9 protein-coding genes are annotated in these 15369 nt (G+C 41.2%); 3 read left to right on the top strand and 6 right to left on the bottom strand.

Translation table 11 applies throughout. The annotated features are described in order from the left end of the window. Positions 1–48: 48 nt before the first annotated feature. The 6 genes from ACSFVZ_RS05740 to ACSFVZ_RS05715 form a co-directional block, all read right to left on the bottom strand. Positions 49–1452 carry an efflux transporter outer membrane subunit gene (locus ACSFVZ_RS05740; protein ID WP_199526895.1) on the bottom strand — a complete coding sequence of 468 codons (1404 nt, stop codon included), beginning with the start codon at positions 1450–1452 and terminating at the stop codon, positions 49–51. Beyond that, positions 1452–4583, bottom strand: coding sequence for an efflux RND transporter permease subunit (locus ACSFVZ_RS05735; protein ID WP_199526896.1), 3132 nt, complete (start codon positions 4581–4583; stop codon positions 1452–1454). The genes ACSFVZ_RS05740 and ACSFVZ_RS05735 overlap by 1 nt, the downstream gene beginning before the upstream one ends. A gap of 12 nt (positions 4584–4595) precedes the next feature. After that, on the bottom strand, positions 4596–5759 hold the full coding sequence (locus tag ACSFVZ_RS05730) for an efflux RND transporter periplasmic adaptor subunit (protein WP_135926564.1): 1164 nt from the start codon (positions 5757–5759) through the stop codon (positions 4596–4598). 194 nt (positions 5760–5953) lie between these two features. After that, positions 5954–7042: a 6-phosphofructokinase gene (locus tag ACSFVZ_RS05725; RefSeq protein WP_135926563.1), complete on the bottom strand. Its 1089-nt coding sequence runs from the start codon at positions 7040–7042 to the stop codon at positions 5954–5956. A gap of 71 nt (positions 7043–7113) precedes the next feature. Continuing rightward, positions 7114–7527, bottom strand: a complete 414-nt coding sequence (locus ACSFVZ_RS05720; protein ID WP_435558329.1) for a hypothetical protein — start codon at positions 7525–7527, stop codon at positions 7114–7116. Between the two features lie 87 nt (positions 7528–7614). Continuing rightward, positions 7615–9309 (bottom strand): cyanophycinase, encoded by a 1695-nt coding sequence (locus tag ACSFVZ_RS05715; protein WP_235403959.1) that lies wholly within the window; start codon positions 9307–9309, stop codon positions 7615–7617. Positions 9310–9692: 383 nt separating this feature from the next. On the opposite strand from ACSFVZ_RS05715, the gene ACSFVZ_RS05710 reads away from it, so the two are divergent. From ACSFVZ_RS05710 to iadA, 3 genes are all read left to right on the top strand, one after another. Further along, positions 9693–12620, top strand: coding sequence for a TonB-dependent receptor domain-containing protein (locus ACSFVZ_RS05710; RefSeq protein WP_339988614.1), 2928 nt, complete (start codon positions 9693–9695; stop codon positions 12618–12620). A 148-nt stretch (positions 12621–12768) separates the two neighbouring features. Beyond that, complete coding sequence (gene yfcC, locus ACSFVZ_RS05705) at positions 12769–14178, top strand: putative basic amino acid antiporter YfcC (protein WP_199526900.1); 1410 nt, start codon at positions 12769–12771, stop codon at positions 14176–14178. Positions 14179–14189: 11 nt separating this feature from the next. Next, positions 14190–15356, top strand: a complete 1167-nt coding sequence (gene iadA / locus ACSFVZ_RS05700; protein WP_199526901.1) for a beta-aspartyl-peptidase — start codon at positions 14190–14192, stop codon at positions 15354–15356. Positions 15357–15369 lie beyond the last annotated feature (13 nt).

The raw sequence follows: 15369 nt of genomic DNA, 5'->3' as shown, positions 1-15369 counted from the left end.
AACAACTAAGATCCTGCAAAACCTTAAATAAATTATGCTTTTGCTGTTTTAATGCACATTTTTTTGCGCATTCCAGCCACCACCAAGTGCTTTATACAAATTAATTTGGCTAGCAAGATACGCTTGTTTACCCAAAATTAACTGTTGCCCAGCACTGTACCAATTTCGTTGCGCATCCAACACTTGCAAGTAACTGTCTGCTCCTTTTTGAAAACGCGCATCTGATAAAGTAAAAGATAACTCATTACTTTGGTACAAATCGTTGAGTGCATCTAGCTGATGCATATAACCTTCTCGATCAGCAAGGGCATCAGATACTTCTTTAAATGCTTGTTGTATGGTTTGCTCATAGCTAGTAAGCGCCATTTCTTGTTGTGCCTTTGCAACATCAAGATTGGCTTGATTACGACCCATATTAAAGATAGGTAAGTTAATCGATGGTACAAAACTCCATGTACCTGAGCCCGAATCAAAAAGATTACTCAAATCAGCAGAGGCCGTTCCAGCATTGGCGGTTAAACTTATACTCGGATAGAATGCCGCTTTTGCCACACCAATATTTGCATTAGCTGCCAGTAAATCATGCTCAGCGGCCTTAATGTCTGGTCGTTGCGTCAGTAACTCTGACGGCAACCCCACAGGCACATCCGGTAAGTTCAGTACATCATCTATATTTTGATTTGGTAGTAAATCAGCAGTGACGGTTTTACCCACTAGAAAATCGAGAGCATTTTTATCACGCTTTAGTAAGCGCTGATAGTTTGCAATATCGACCTTAGCGGTTGCTACTGTACTTTCCAGTTGCGATAGCGTTAACTGAGACGCAGCACCAAGAGCAAATGTTTTACGGGTTAGTTCTAAAGACTCCTGCTGAGACTTTAACGTCTCGTTTGCAAGCGCCAATAGCTCTTTATCCGTCGCATAGTTAAGCCACGCATTCACTAATTCCGAAATCAAGCTAATGCGCACACTGGTTAAACTGTATTCAGCGGCATAGAGGTTTTGTAAAGCTTGCTCTGATTGGTTGCGCACTTTGCCCCAAAGATCAATTTCATAAGCAGTTAAGCCAACAGTCGCTGAATAGTTTTCAGAAATAGTCGCTTGACCAGTACCAGATAAATCTGCCGGAACACGCTGACGGGTTCCCGATGCATTTAAATCAATGCTTGGGTAAAGCGCAGAATCTTCAATCTGATACATCGCTCTTACCTGCTGCACATTAAGTGCAGCAGTTTTAATGTCTTTGTTGTTTTCAAGTGTTAGCGCAATCAGCTGTTGCAGCTGAGTATTAGTGAAAAATGACTGCCAATTAAGTTCATTGATATCACCTGCAGTACCTTGAACATCATAGTTTTGAGCAACGGGTAATTCACGTTGCTCCATATCTGGCGCCATATTACAGGCAGATAACATAAGTGCAGCAACAGACACTGAGATAAGTTTAGCTTTCATTATGCCAGCTCCTCTTTGGTTGACTTTGTTTTGCCAGGGAATACACGGCGCACCAATACAAAGAACAATGGCACAAACAACACAACGATGGTCGATGACGCAAGAGTACCGCCAATAACAGCAATACCTAGTGCGTTTTGTGCACCCGAACCCGCACTTGATGCAATTGCAAGTGGTAGTACACCACACACAAATGCCATTGATGTCATAAAGATTGGACGTAAACGAAGGCGAATAGCAGCAACAGCAGCATCGACAAGTTTCATACCCTCGTCCATTTTATGAATCGCAAACTCTACAATTAAGATGGCATTTTTTGATGCCAGACCAATAGTGGTTAATAGACCCACTTGTAGATAAATATCGTTTGATAAATTAAATACAAATGAGGCAATCGATGCACCAAATACCCCAAGCGGTACAATTAGCATAACCGCCGCAGGCACTGACCAGCTCTCGTATAACGCCGCTAAACAAAGGAATACAACTAACAATGAAAGTGCATAAAGTAATGGTGCTTGACCACCGCTTAAACGCTCTTCATATGAAATACCTGTCCATTCGAACGCCACACCTGGCGGTAACTTCTTAACCATTTTCTCAACTTCGGCCATCGCTTGACCTGTACTATAACCCGGTGCAGCAGCACCTTGGATTTCCATCGCTGAAAAGCCGTTATAACGCTCAAGACGTGGTGAGCCATAAGTCCAATAAGATTGAGCAAACGCAGTGAATGGAACCATATCGCCATTGGCATTGCGCACGTACCACTTGTCTAAATCTTCTGGCACCATGCGTGATTCAGGCGTACCTTGTAAATACACTTTTTTAACACGACCACGGTCAATAAAGTCATTTACATAGCGACTACCCCAAGCCGTTGATAACGTATTATTGATATCTGCTTGAGTCAGACCTAATGCTTCAGCTTTGGCTAAGTCAATATCAAGCTCCAGCTCTGGTTTATCTTCTTGACCATTTGGGCGCACACCCGATAACACAGGGTTTTGTGCCGCCATACCTAAAAACATGTTTCGAGCTTCAAGTAGTTTGTCATGCCCTAAACCAACACGGTCTTGTAGGTATAAAGTGAAACCATTTGCAGTACCAAGCTCAACAACCGCAGGCGGTGGGAAAGCAAACACAAATGCTTCTTTAATGGTTGAGAAGTATCCCATGGCTTTACCAGCAACAGCGCCTACTGATAAATCAGGGCGTTGACGTTCATCCCAGTGTTTCAAGCCAACAAAGCCGATTGCTGCGTTTTGCCCAGAACCTGCAAAGCTGAAACCTGTTACCGTAAAGATAGATTTAACCGCTTCTGATTGATCTTCTAAGAAGTGGTGTTCCATCTTTTCAACAACTTTTAAGGTTTGTTCTGTTGTTGCTCCAGCAGGTAGGCTTACTTGGTTAAACAAAATCCCTTGGTCTTCATCTGGTAAGAATGCCGATGGTAATTGTGAGAAAATAAACACCATGCCACCCACGATTAAACCGTAAATAAGTAAATAGCGTTTACTGTGTTTGATCATACGAGACACAAAACCTTGTGTACCCGAGTTTGTTTTATCAAAACCACGGTTAAAACCAAGGAAGAAACGACCAAATAAAGACTTATCATTATGAACATGACTTGGTTTTAGCATTGTTGCACAAAGGGCCGGTGTTAGAATTAACGCAACCAGCACTGATAAACTCATTGCCGTTACCAAGGTGATTGAGAACTGACGATAAATAACACCTGTAGAGCCCGGGAAGAACGCCATAGGCACAAATACAGCCGAAAGCACCATGGCAATACCCACAAGCGCGCCTTTGATTTCATCCATTGATTTACGTGTCGCTTCAAGAGGAGACAAGTTCTCTTCTGTCATAACACGTTCAACGTTTTCAACAACAACGATCGCATCATCAACCAGTAGACCAATGGCAAGGACCATAGCAAACATGGTGAGAGTATTAATTGAGAAGCCAAACACTTGTAAGATGGCAAACGTACCTAGCAATACAACAGGTACTGCAATAGTCGGAATAAGTGTTGCTCTGAAGTTCTGTAAGAATAAGTACATGACCAAGAACACCAGCACAACAGCTTCGATTAAAGTGCTTACTACTTTCTCAATCGAAAGTGATACGAATGGCGTCGTATCGTAAGGAACAACCGTTGTTAAACCTTCAGGGAAGAAAGGCTCAAGCTCAGCAAGGGCGGCTTTTACGCCATCTGCTGTATCAAGTGCATTAGCACCACTGGCAAGCTTAACACCTAAACCTGATGCCGGTTTGCCGTTAAAACGCGCAACAACACCATAGTTTTCACCACCTAATTCAACATCGGCAACGTCACTTAAACGAACAACAGAGCCATCAGCATTGGTTTTTACAAAGATATTTCTAAATTGCTCAGGTGTTTGTAAGCGGCTTTGCGCAGTCACTGTTGCATTCAGTTGTTGGCCACTCACTGCTGGCAAGGCACCAAGTTGACCTGCCGACACCTGTGCATTTTGGGCACTGATTGCAGCGCTAATATCAGCAGGAGTTAATGAGTACTTAAGTAATTTAGCTGGATCTAACCAAATACGCATTGCATATTGAGAGCCAAAAAGTTGTACTTCACCCACCCCGTTAACACGAGAAATAATATCAAGTACGTTAGATGAAACATAGTCACCGATATCGATGTTGTTCATGCTACCGTCTTCAGATACAAAGCCTACAACCATTAAGAAGTTACGAGCCGATTTTGCAACCGAGACACCTTGACGTTGTACTTCTTCTGGTAATAAAGGTGTTGCAAGCGACAATTTGTTTTGCACTTGAACCTGTGCGATATCAGGGTCGGTATCTGCACTAAAGGTTAACGTTAAAGTCGCAGAGCCGTTCGATTCAGAGGTTGACGACATGTAGAGCAAGCCATCGAGCCCTTTCATTTTTTGTTCAATAACCTGTGTAACCGTATCTTCTAAAGTACGGGCCGACGCACCAGGGTATGAGGCTTGAATACTAATTGCAGGCGGTGCAATTGATGGATACTGCGCAACCGGCAAACTTCTAATTGCTAAAATACCTGCCAGCATAACAACGATAGCAAGTACCCATGCAAATATGGGCCGATCAATAAAAAATCGTGACATTAAGTTTCTCCGTTACTGGCTGTTAGCTACTGATTCTGCTGGCATTGCGTTTACTGGGGCACCTGGGCGGATTTTCTGTAAACCTTCAACAATCAGCTTATCGCCATTATTTAGGCCATCTGTCACTAACCAGTTTGAGCCTACAGTACGGTCAGTTTTCAGCACACGTGCTTCAACGGTGTTATCTTTACTTACGACCATGGCAGTAGGTTCACCTTTGGTGTTTCTGCTCACACCACGTTGTGGTGCTAAAATCGCATCACTTTTCACACCTTCAACAATCACTGCGCGAACATACATACCCGGTAGAAGTAATTTTTCAGGATTAGGAAATTCAGCACGTAAAGTCACAGAGCCTGTACTTGGATCAACGGTTACTTCAGAAAATTGTAATGTGCCTTTGTGTTGATAAGTGCTGCCATCTTCCATTATTAATTCAACTTTTGAATGTAAAGCGGCATCTTTATCAAGCTCACCTGCGGCGATAGCTTTTTTCAAACGTGTTAGTTCACTGCTTGACTGTGTTAAATCAACATAGATTGGGTCAAGCTGAGTGATAGTAGCTAATGCTGTTGCTTGATTAGCGCTAACAAGGGCACCGGCAGTGACATCCGATTTACCAATTTGACCACTAATTGGTGCTAACACTTTGCTGTAGTTTAAATTAATTTCAGCGGTTTTAAGCTGTGCTTGAGCAGTCAATAAGTCGGCTTTTGCACTTTTGTATGCCGCATCCGCTTCATCATAATCTTGCTGACTGACAGCTTTGATATTCAATAGCTCTTTATAGCGTTCAGCTTTTGCTTTGGCATTAGCAATACTTGCTTGAGCTTTAGTAATAGCGGCTTTGCTGGTAGCGACCTCTGCTTCAAATGTAGATGGGTCAATTTGATATAAGGCTTGGCCCTTTTCTACTTCAGCACCTTCAACGAACATACGAGACTGAATAATACCGTTAACCTGTGGACGAATTTGCGCGATACGTGAAGCAGCCACACGACCTGGCAATTCTTTAGTTAGCGTAAGTGGTTTGCTTTGCATCTCAATAACACCAACAGGTACAGCTTGAGCTGCCTGCGATTGCCCTTGAGCCGATTCTGATTGGCCGCAGCCTGATAATAAAACAGCACCAGCCAAAGCTGACACTGCAAAAAATGGAATGCGAGAGCGCTGCATGTGTAGTTCCTTAATTTAGAATGAACGATCATTCTAAACTAAAAAAGGCACAGATCAACCACCTTTAAGTATCTTTACATTAAATATTTTGCTTGCTTTGCAGTGTGTTTTTTGTGCAACAAATAAGTTGCTAAATGAATAATTTAGCAGCTAGTTAAGAAAATCATTTTAAAACTATCAGTTAGAACTGCTTATTAGTCACCTAAGCACATACCCATTGCGCGGGCACTGCTTATTAATGAATGCTCTAAAGGGATAACACGATATTCAGAAGTTGCGGCTTTTAAACTGATTGGTTTAATTTCACCCTCTTTACTTACGGGGATAAAACCAAACTGGCCTTTCTTAACAAGTTCGAATGCTTGCACCCCAAACTCTGCTGCAAGCACCCTATCAAACGCATTGGGTGTGCCACCACGTTGAATATGCCCCAACACAGTGACTCTTACATCAAGGTCAAGTGCAATACGGATCTGTGAGGCTAGCTGCTCAGCAATTCCACCTAGCACTGGGTTTTCGTAGCCAAACTCACTTGATTGTTTACTTACAACACTTCCTGCAACAGGTTTAGCTCCCTCTGAAATAACGATATTTGCAAATCCATGGCCATTATCAAAACGTGATTTAAGTTTTGCTTTAATCGCTTCAATATCGTAGGGAATTTCAGGAATAAGTGCTACTTCAGCGCCTGCTGCAATTGCTGAATGTAAACAAATCCAACCCGCATCACGACCCATAACTTCCGTCACAATCACGCGATTATGACTTTGCGCAGTTGGTATTAATCGATCAATGGCTTCTGTTGCAGTGTCAACGGCAGTTTGAAAACCAATTGTGTAATCAGTGCCATATAAATCATTATCAATGGTTTTTGGCACGCCTACGATATTTAAGCCATGCTCAAATAAATGCTGAGAAATTCTGTGAGAACCATCGCCCCCGATATTAATGACTGCATCAAAACCCAATTGTTTAACAATACTTATTAACTCATCTGAACGGTCAATAAATACTTGCTCGCCTGCTATCTCTGCAGGAAATGCGGTAGGATTCCCTTTATTAACTGTTTCTAGAATTGTGCCGCCACGAACATGAATACCGGCCACTACTTCACTAGTTAAGTGAATAATATCATTTGGCTTTTCAAGAACACCACAGTAAGCTCTTCGGCTTCCATATACCTGCCAATTGCCATCATGTTCGGCTGCTTTAACCACAGCTCTGATCACCCCATTTAGCCCAGGGCAATCACCCCCACTTGTTAATAGCAGTAATTTTTTCATTCTATGACCAACTTCGTTCACTGATTAATTAGAGATTAGCTTATATGTTGAACTTTCGCGTATGACTTACATCAACTAAAGTTCGGTTTTTTATGATTAGAAAACAGCGCTACAAAAAGTATTAATAATAGATACTTAGGCAAACTTGCAAGCAAAGTCGTATTATCAAAAATTGCAGAAAAGGTATTAAAAGCAAAATATAAATGCAGTGCTAAAAAAGGTATCAGTAATATAAAATATGAATACGCTTTGTCTTTTAGGTAGAGCCATTTACTTAATAATAAGAACACAAAAAGTAATGCTATTAGTGGGATACCTAACGTAACAATATCAATCACTGTTAAAGCAAATTTAGGTGACAAATCATAAAGAGGTGTAAGAATTTCGCTAGGGATCGCTAAAGCTGAGCCAACCCCAACTACTGGAATAGATAAATAAGCAAACAAACAGCCAAAAATAAATAAAAGTAGTAGATTATGTTTCATTAACTCATTCCATGATTTGTTCGTTATTAGTGTTACGCTAACTAATAACGAACAAATAATCTACTACTTTTTCAGTAATTTATAGTGTTAAAAGGATTTAACACTAAAGGCTAGATTCTCTACAGCACAGCCCGTACTACTTTTATTAACACGGTAGTAATGCGTAACTTCAGTAGCATTTAAATCGAGTAGAAACTCATCATGCTGGGCTACAGCTTGTTGTTCTTGAGTTAAACACATAGCTTGCACAAGCGAGCGCAATTTAGCATCAGAGAAAATAGTGCCAAAACGCTGCATCGGTAATCGCGGAATTTTAATACTAGGCAGTGCATTATCAACAGTTCGCTTCGCAAGACTAAAACCATCCTTTGTTACATCAATAACCGTCCCTGCAGGCCAATAACTGATTGCTCCTTTGTTTTTAGCGTCTGATTGAACATGTACTACACCACTTTTACCAATCACCGTCATTAATGCGGTTTCACCTGCTCGAATTGATACAAGCGCCGTAGTTTCATCAATGCCAAAACCATGTTTTTGCCCTGAATCTGCCAGTAGTCTAGCCAAGCGCATGGTTCTGTTGCGCTCGCTAAAATGAGTATCTAGAACCCCGTAAGTAAAGCTACCTAAACCGCCTTGTTTTTCATAGGTTAATGAATCTGCTGAAAGGCTATTATCACATTTATTTTTACAGCGCTCACTCGGTGGTGAAACAGCAAATGCTCCAGCTCTTAATGCTGCTAAACTAGTCCCATTAGAAATCATAGGCACCGAACCATAGGCATTCTTACCACCACTTTGCACCGCTGTTCCTGCGCTAGTACCTACAAGTAATGGCCTTTGTAAAATTGCACGAGTCCAAGGGTATTGCTTGCCGTTATCATCAAAAAGCACCTGTCTGGTTAAGCTCTGATCACCACCGTTAAACATAATGCCCGTTGCGTTTTCAATCAGTTTAACTAAATGCTCTACCCCTTGATCACAAAGCGCTTTTTCGGCCTTAATTCGGTCAGGATAAATAGTCCCACGGTTAAAAACAGCCATTGTCTCAGTACGTAAAGCATCTAAACTCTCACATTGCTTACTGGTAATCGCTCTTGCTAAAGCGGGTGTTAAAGGTAACCACTTCGATTCGACACCATTAAAGCTTAATAATCCTTCATAAAAATCTGCTGATTCATAAGGGTCTCTGCTTGAAGCTGTAACCGCTAAAATGGTTGGTGATTCATCCGTTGTTTTTAACGAAGCAGACACAAAGTCTAAAATATCACTTGCTGCACTTTCATTGTTATCCGGTACACTAACTTGCTCTTTTTGTCTTGTAGAATCGGCTGTTAATACAGGAACTTCGAGAGTATCTAGCACGAAGTTATACTCTTTATCTGTTAACGTGTTCAATAACGTATTATCTAAATCACGCCATGCCCATAAAATATCACTTTTAGTGTTCACCTCAGGCTGTTGACGTGCAATCTGTGCTAATACCTTAAGCGTTTGCTGGCGATTTTTTTCATTATTTGTTGGCCAGTTTGTCTTTATTGCAGATAAAGCATCATTATTTAATCGAAATTGATTAGTTTGTTTACCACTGATCTGTTTATTAGAAAGGCAATTTTTAGGGCTCATACTTGAGCAGGTTGTCAATGCCCCACCAATTAAAACTAACGTTTGCTGTTGCTCACTTGCATTAACTTTACTGCCAAATGACGCGAAAACAACACTAAATACCCCAAAAATAAACCCAATGTGGTATTTAGCACTTTGCTCCTTAAAGATGTTCATATTGTTACACTCTTGTAAAAAAATATTAGAAAATTACTTGCACAGCTTTTTGTTGCTTGCTATAAAAAAAAGGAACATTTAAAACGCGAGTAAGCTAGCACTGTATTACTAGCTTTGTCAAAAGACCTTACGGATTGGAATTATGTTGAAAAACGCATTATCGCTTTGTACATATTTCTACTCTCCACACTACCTTTCGGAGTGGTTTGACGAGTAGCCACACCTCACTTCCTGTGAGGGGCTAGTTGTGTCTATAACCCACTGCCCTGTCTAAAAAAATTATAAAAATTATTTAAAATGTCACGGTTTTGCCGTGGGTATTTAATACCAATTCGCTTAATTAAGCATTTTTGCGGATTGGTATAAGACAAAGGTAAATCAATATGTTTCGTCAGTTATCAATTGCTGTAGCAATCAGCGCTGTGCTGTGCCCAGTTCATGCTGTGTATGCTCAAAACGACCAACAATCAGAAAAAATTGAACGAGTAGAAGTAACAGGATCACGAATTAAAGGGGTTGATCTAGAAGGAACCATCCCGCTTACCGTGCTTGACCAAGATGCAATCAAGCGCTCAGGAGCGAACACCATTCATGAGTTATTAAAAGATTTATCTGTATTCAAAGGCGGATCAGGTACCTTTTCGACGTCTGAAAGCGGCGGTACATCAACCTCAACGCCAGCGGGCCAATCTGCTGCCAGCCTTCGTGGTATGGGGCCCTCAGCTACATTAACACTGATTAATGGCCGTCGTGTCGCGCCGAGCTCGTTCGCAGCAGGCACTGAAAACTTTGTTGATGTGAACTCAATTCCACTTGCCGCAATCGAGCGCATTGATATTCTCGCCACTGGTGCATCGGCAATATATGGGGCTGATGCTGTTGCTGGTGTTATTAACTATATTCTTAAAGATGACTTTCAAGGAGCTGAAGTAAACACTTCTTACACTAATAGTTTTGACAGTCATGACGAAGGTAAGAAACAACTTAACTTAGTTTACGGCACGAATATAGGTGAGAGTAACTTAACGGTATTTGCCGATATTTACGATCGCAATGCCTTTAAAGCGACCGACAGAAGCTATACCGCAACCCCAAATTTAGTGAATGGTTACTCATACTTACCCAAACTTGAGAACTCGCCGAACATTTATTACTACAGTAGTCGAGATGGCAATGAACTACCAGCGCCAAACTGTAAAACAGAGCTTGTCACGACTGAGTATGGTGAGCAAATTTGTGCTTACTATGCAAACCAAGATGATTACCTAGAAACCCCATTTGAAAGCCTTTCAACTGGCTTTATGTTTAACAGCACCTTAGGTGATTTAGATTGGCATACCGATTTCTTCTATAGCCAAACTAAATCAAAAGCCTATTCATCACCTGCATCAATCAATCAAATAAACGACGATGATGGTCCGTTTATCATAGAAGATGCGCTATTCATTTATGATAACGCTGATGGCAGTAACGACTTAATGGACCAGCTTTATATTGATCCATTTACCACTCAAGCGGGTCGAGAAGTGTATGGCTTTGCATTTGATGCGCGCTTTAATTCACCACGAACGGTTGAAGTCGAAACCAAAAACTTTCGCTTAGTCAGTAGCCTTGCCGGTTACATTGGTGATTGGAGTTGGGAGTCGGGAGTAACCTTCTCTCGCTCTAAGTCAGAGCAACAAGCAATTGATGGTATTTATAACCGCTATCAATTTCATGCAGCTATCACTGGTGAATTATGCTCTGACGGATCATTAGCTACATACGATGGAACACAGCTCAATTGTGCACAAGGTCAGTTAATGCCGTTCTACAACCCGTTTTTACAGGGGGATAGTAATAACGATGCAGTGCTTGATCTTGCAAAGGCAAACCCAAGTAGAAGCGGTGAAAGTACAGTATACGGTTGGGATTTAAACTTTAATGGCGATTTATTTACGTTTAATGAGTTACCCATTTATGCTGCATTTGGTATTGAAGCTCGACGAGAAGAATTAAAAGATATTCCATCGTTAGACTCACAAGCCCGTCCTGAAAATGGTTATTTGGTAGATGTATTTGGTTTCGGCTCTAGCTTGTCTGAGGCCGATCGTACTCAGTACGCTGCATTTTTAGAGTTGAATGTGCCACTCACTGAGCAGCTAGAACTGCAAGTCGCTGGTCGCTACGATCATTACGATGATTTTGGAGGAACGTTTAACCCTAAAGTTGGTTTAAGCTATCGTCCTTCAGATTCTCTTATCATTAGAAGTTCTTGGTCAACGTCGTTTAGGGCACCTTCATTAACTCAAGCAGGCGTAAAATTACGTACCACACAATCACGCTTCGATTGCGGTGCTAATCAGGCTGTTGCAGATTTATATTGTATGGGTGATGGCACCGAGGTCAGTGTTAACAGCCTAGAACTCGGTAATCAAGCACTCAAAGCCGAAGAGTCTGAAGCGCTCAGCATTGGCTTTGCATGGAGCCCATCTATAAATACTAACTTAACGGTTGATTATTGGCATTTTGATCACGAACAAGTTATCGATACCAATATGACTGCAGTGCTAGATAGAGCTATAACAGATGCTTCTCTTCGTCACTGTGGGCTAGTACCACAAGGTCAAGAAGGTATTTCGTACGAGGAGCAGCTGTGTGAAGTAACCGATAATGCTGGACTCAATATCGAAAGTGATGGCGCTAACCTTTCAGAGATCCTCACAAACTATATTAGTGAGTTTAACCCGCGAGAAGATGAGCTATTCCTGCCATTATTTAGAGACCATGTTATTCCTCTTGAAAATACCGGCACCCAGACATTAGCAGGTATCGATTTTAAATTTGATCATCGATTTAATTTTGCAAAAGGCAATTTAACACTCGCTTTCGATGGTACACACTATTTAGAGTTTGAGCGAAATAAACCTGGCTCAGATGCAATCGAAAAATTAATCGGTACTTATCGCTACCCTGAAAATGTAGGCAGATTTTCTATTGATTGGGAAGCTGAGAGTTATTACTTAAATCTCGGTGCCAATTATACCAGTAGTTATGAGGATGATATCGAAGGGCTGCGTGGTCGTGAAATAGACGAACTAGAAGAGCTTGGAGAGCTTAACGAGGAGTTAAAACGTGACGTTGATGACTGGTTAGTATGGGATTTATCAGCTGGCTATTTTGTCAATGATGCATTATCAATCCGCGCTCGTATTGATAATATCTTCGATAAAGAACCCCCTAAGCTATATGGCTCAAGCCGCGGGTTTGATTCAATCAATCATAATGCATATGGCACTCGCTATACGTTGAGTCTGAGCTATCGCTTTTAACATTAATGTGGGCGGCTCTATGTCGCCCACATTGCTAAGTTTGTGTTATTAATAACTCAAACTCGCGGCTCTCAGTGTTAATCTTTCTCAGCAAGGGCTACAATAACTTGCTTTTCTCACATTCTTCGAACAATCGTTAAGTGACTTTATGAAAAACAAACAGTTTGCGATGCCTGATGCGAGCATCATTTTGTTATGCGTCGCAGTCATCGCCTATTTAGCCAGTTTATTTATAACACCCGGTGTGTTTAATGCCGAACAAGATAGTCACAGTGTTGAATTATCACAGTATCAAAAAGCAACAGAACATACACCACCTGCCCTTTTTGCAGAAGGAGGAGGCATTGGTCTAGCCAATGTATTGTTTGAAGGCTTAGTCTCTGGTGACAAATATGGTGCAGCCATCGGGGTAATGGCATTTATTTTAATCACAGGTGGCGCCTTTGGCGTTATTTTAAAAACGGGTGCGATTAATAACGGCATTATGGCGCTGATTAATAAAACACAACACGTAGAGTGGATATTCATTCCTTTGCTATTTGTGCTTTTTTCATTAGGAGGCGCAGTATTTGGTATGGGTGAAGAAGCCATCGCCTTTTGTATTGTGTTATTCCCCATTATGAAACAACTCGGTTATGATGCAAAAGTAACTGTATTAACAACTTATGTTGCGACACAGATTGGCTTTGCTACCTCTTGGATGAACCCATTTAGTATCGCAATTGCTCAATCAATTGCAGAGATCCCGGTGTTTTCTGGTGCAGGATTCAGAATGGTTACGTGGCTGGTTTTTACCTCATTTGGCCTTCTATTTACTATCCGATATGCTAATTCAATCAGATCGGCAAAGAACCTAAGTGCTCAAGAAAATAACAAGTCAATTAGCTTAGACAGCGCAGATAAGCTTATCTTAATAACCTTTATTGCAGGTATTATTTGGGTTATTTGGGGTGTTATGGCAAGGCAGTATTATATTCCTGAATTAGCTGCGCAGTTCTTCTGCTTAGGTGTAGCCTCTGCTGTGATTGCTAGTCTATTTAAAAAACAAACAGCAAATGAAAGCGCAAATGCATTTAAAGAGGGTGCACAAGAACTCCTGCCCGCAGCGCTTTTGGTTGCTTTAGCAAAAGGCGTTATTTTAATACTTGGCGGTAGCGATTTAACATCGCCTTCAACTCTAAATACTTTGCTTTACTATAGCGCCACCAGCATCTCAGTTGTACCAGACTATATCGCCGCTTGGGGTATGCTATTATTTCAAAGTGTGTTTAACTTTTTTGTATCTTCAGGTTCAGGACAAGCAGCAATCACAATGCCGCTAATGTCACCACTGGGTGATCTATTAAATATTTCACGGCAGATTGTAGTGCTGGCGTTTCAATTAGGTGATGGACTAACCAATATATTTATTCCCACCTCAGCAAGCCTCATCGGCTGTTTAGGCATTGTCAAACTTGATTGGAGTGAGTGGGCAAGCTTTATTTGGCGTTTTACCTTAGCGCTATTTGGCCTTGCTAGTTGTTTTATTTTTCTCGCACATTTTATTAACTATCAGTAAAAGATTTAATTATGTTAACACTTATAAAAGGCGCAGATATTTTCGCTCCTTCGCCGCTTGGAAACCAAGATGTTTTAATCGCGGGCGGAAAAATCGTGGATATACAGCCTGAAATTAATATCGAAAATTATCATGGTGTTACCATCGTTGATGGATCTAATTGCATTTTAACTCCGGGGTTTGTTGACTCTTTAGTCCATATAACAGGTGGTGGCGGTGAGGCTGGTTTTGCTAGCAGAACACCTGAAATGAACCTAACAGATGCAACATTGCATGGTACAACAACGGTTGTCGCTGCCCTTGGTACTGACTCAAGTAGTCGAACCCATAGTAATTTAATTGCAAAAGCAAAAGCACTTAAAGAACGAGGATTAAACGTATTTTGCCATACAGGTTCATATCACTTACCTGCTAAAACACTGACTGGTTCAATAACAAATGACATTATGTATATTGAGGAGTTTATTGGTGTCGGTGAAGTCGCCATTTCTGATCATCGCAGTAGTCAGCCAACGGCTCAGCAACTTGCTGAACTAGCCGCTGAAGCAAAAGTGGCTGGCATGTTAAGTGGCAAAAAAGGCACGGTTAGTATTCATGTAGGTCCAGTAGATAGTCACTTATCTTTATTACATGAGATAGATAGCTTAACTGATATTTCGCTTAGCCAGTTTTATCCTACGCATATGAATCGAAATCTTGCTTTACTCAATGCGGGTGTGGCGTTTTGCAAAGCGGGTGGCACTATCGACTTTACAACAAGCACGACAGAGTATGATCTTGCCCATGGTGAATATTCAGCCGCGCAGGCACTGGCTTACTGCCTTAAAAATAATGTACAACCGACTAAGCTCACCATGAGCTCTGATGGTCATGCAAGCTTACCTATTTTTGATGATAACTTTAATCTATTAGGTCTTGAAGTTGGTAAAGAATCAACATTGCATAGCTCGTTTGTAGAAGCCGTTCAAGAATATGGTGTATCGGTTGAACACGCATTAATGGCTATTACCTCAAATCCAGCTGATGTGCTTGGTATTAATAAAGGTAGAGTGACTATCAATGCAGATGCAGATCTGGTGTTACTTGATAATGCATCACTGCAGCCCATTGAGTGTTGGTCAAATGGCGTACACATGGTGCATCAAGCTAAGGCAATAGTGAAAGATACTTTTGAATAAAGGCTGCATGAGC

Source organism: Pseudoalteromonas nanhaiensis (assembly GCF_051235485.1).
Classification (GTDB): domain Bacteria; phylum Pseudomonadota; class Gammaproteobacteria; order Enterobacterales; family Alteromonadaceae; genus Pseudoalteromonas; species Pseudoalteromonas lipolytica_C.
This window is presented reverse-complemented; position numbering and strand designations above follow the sequence as displayed.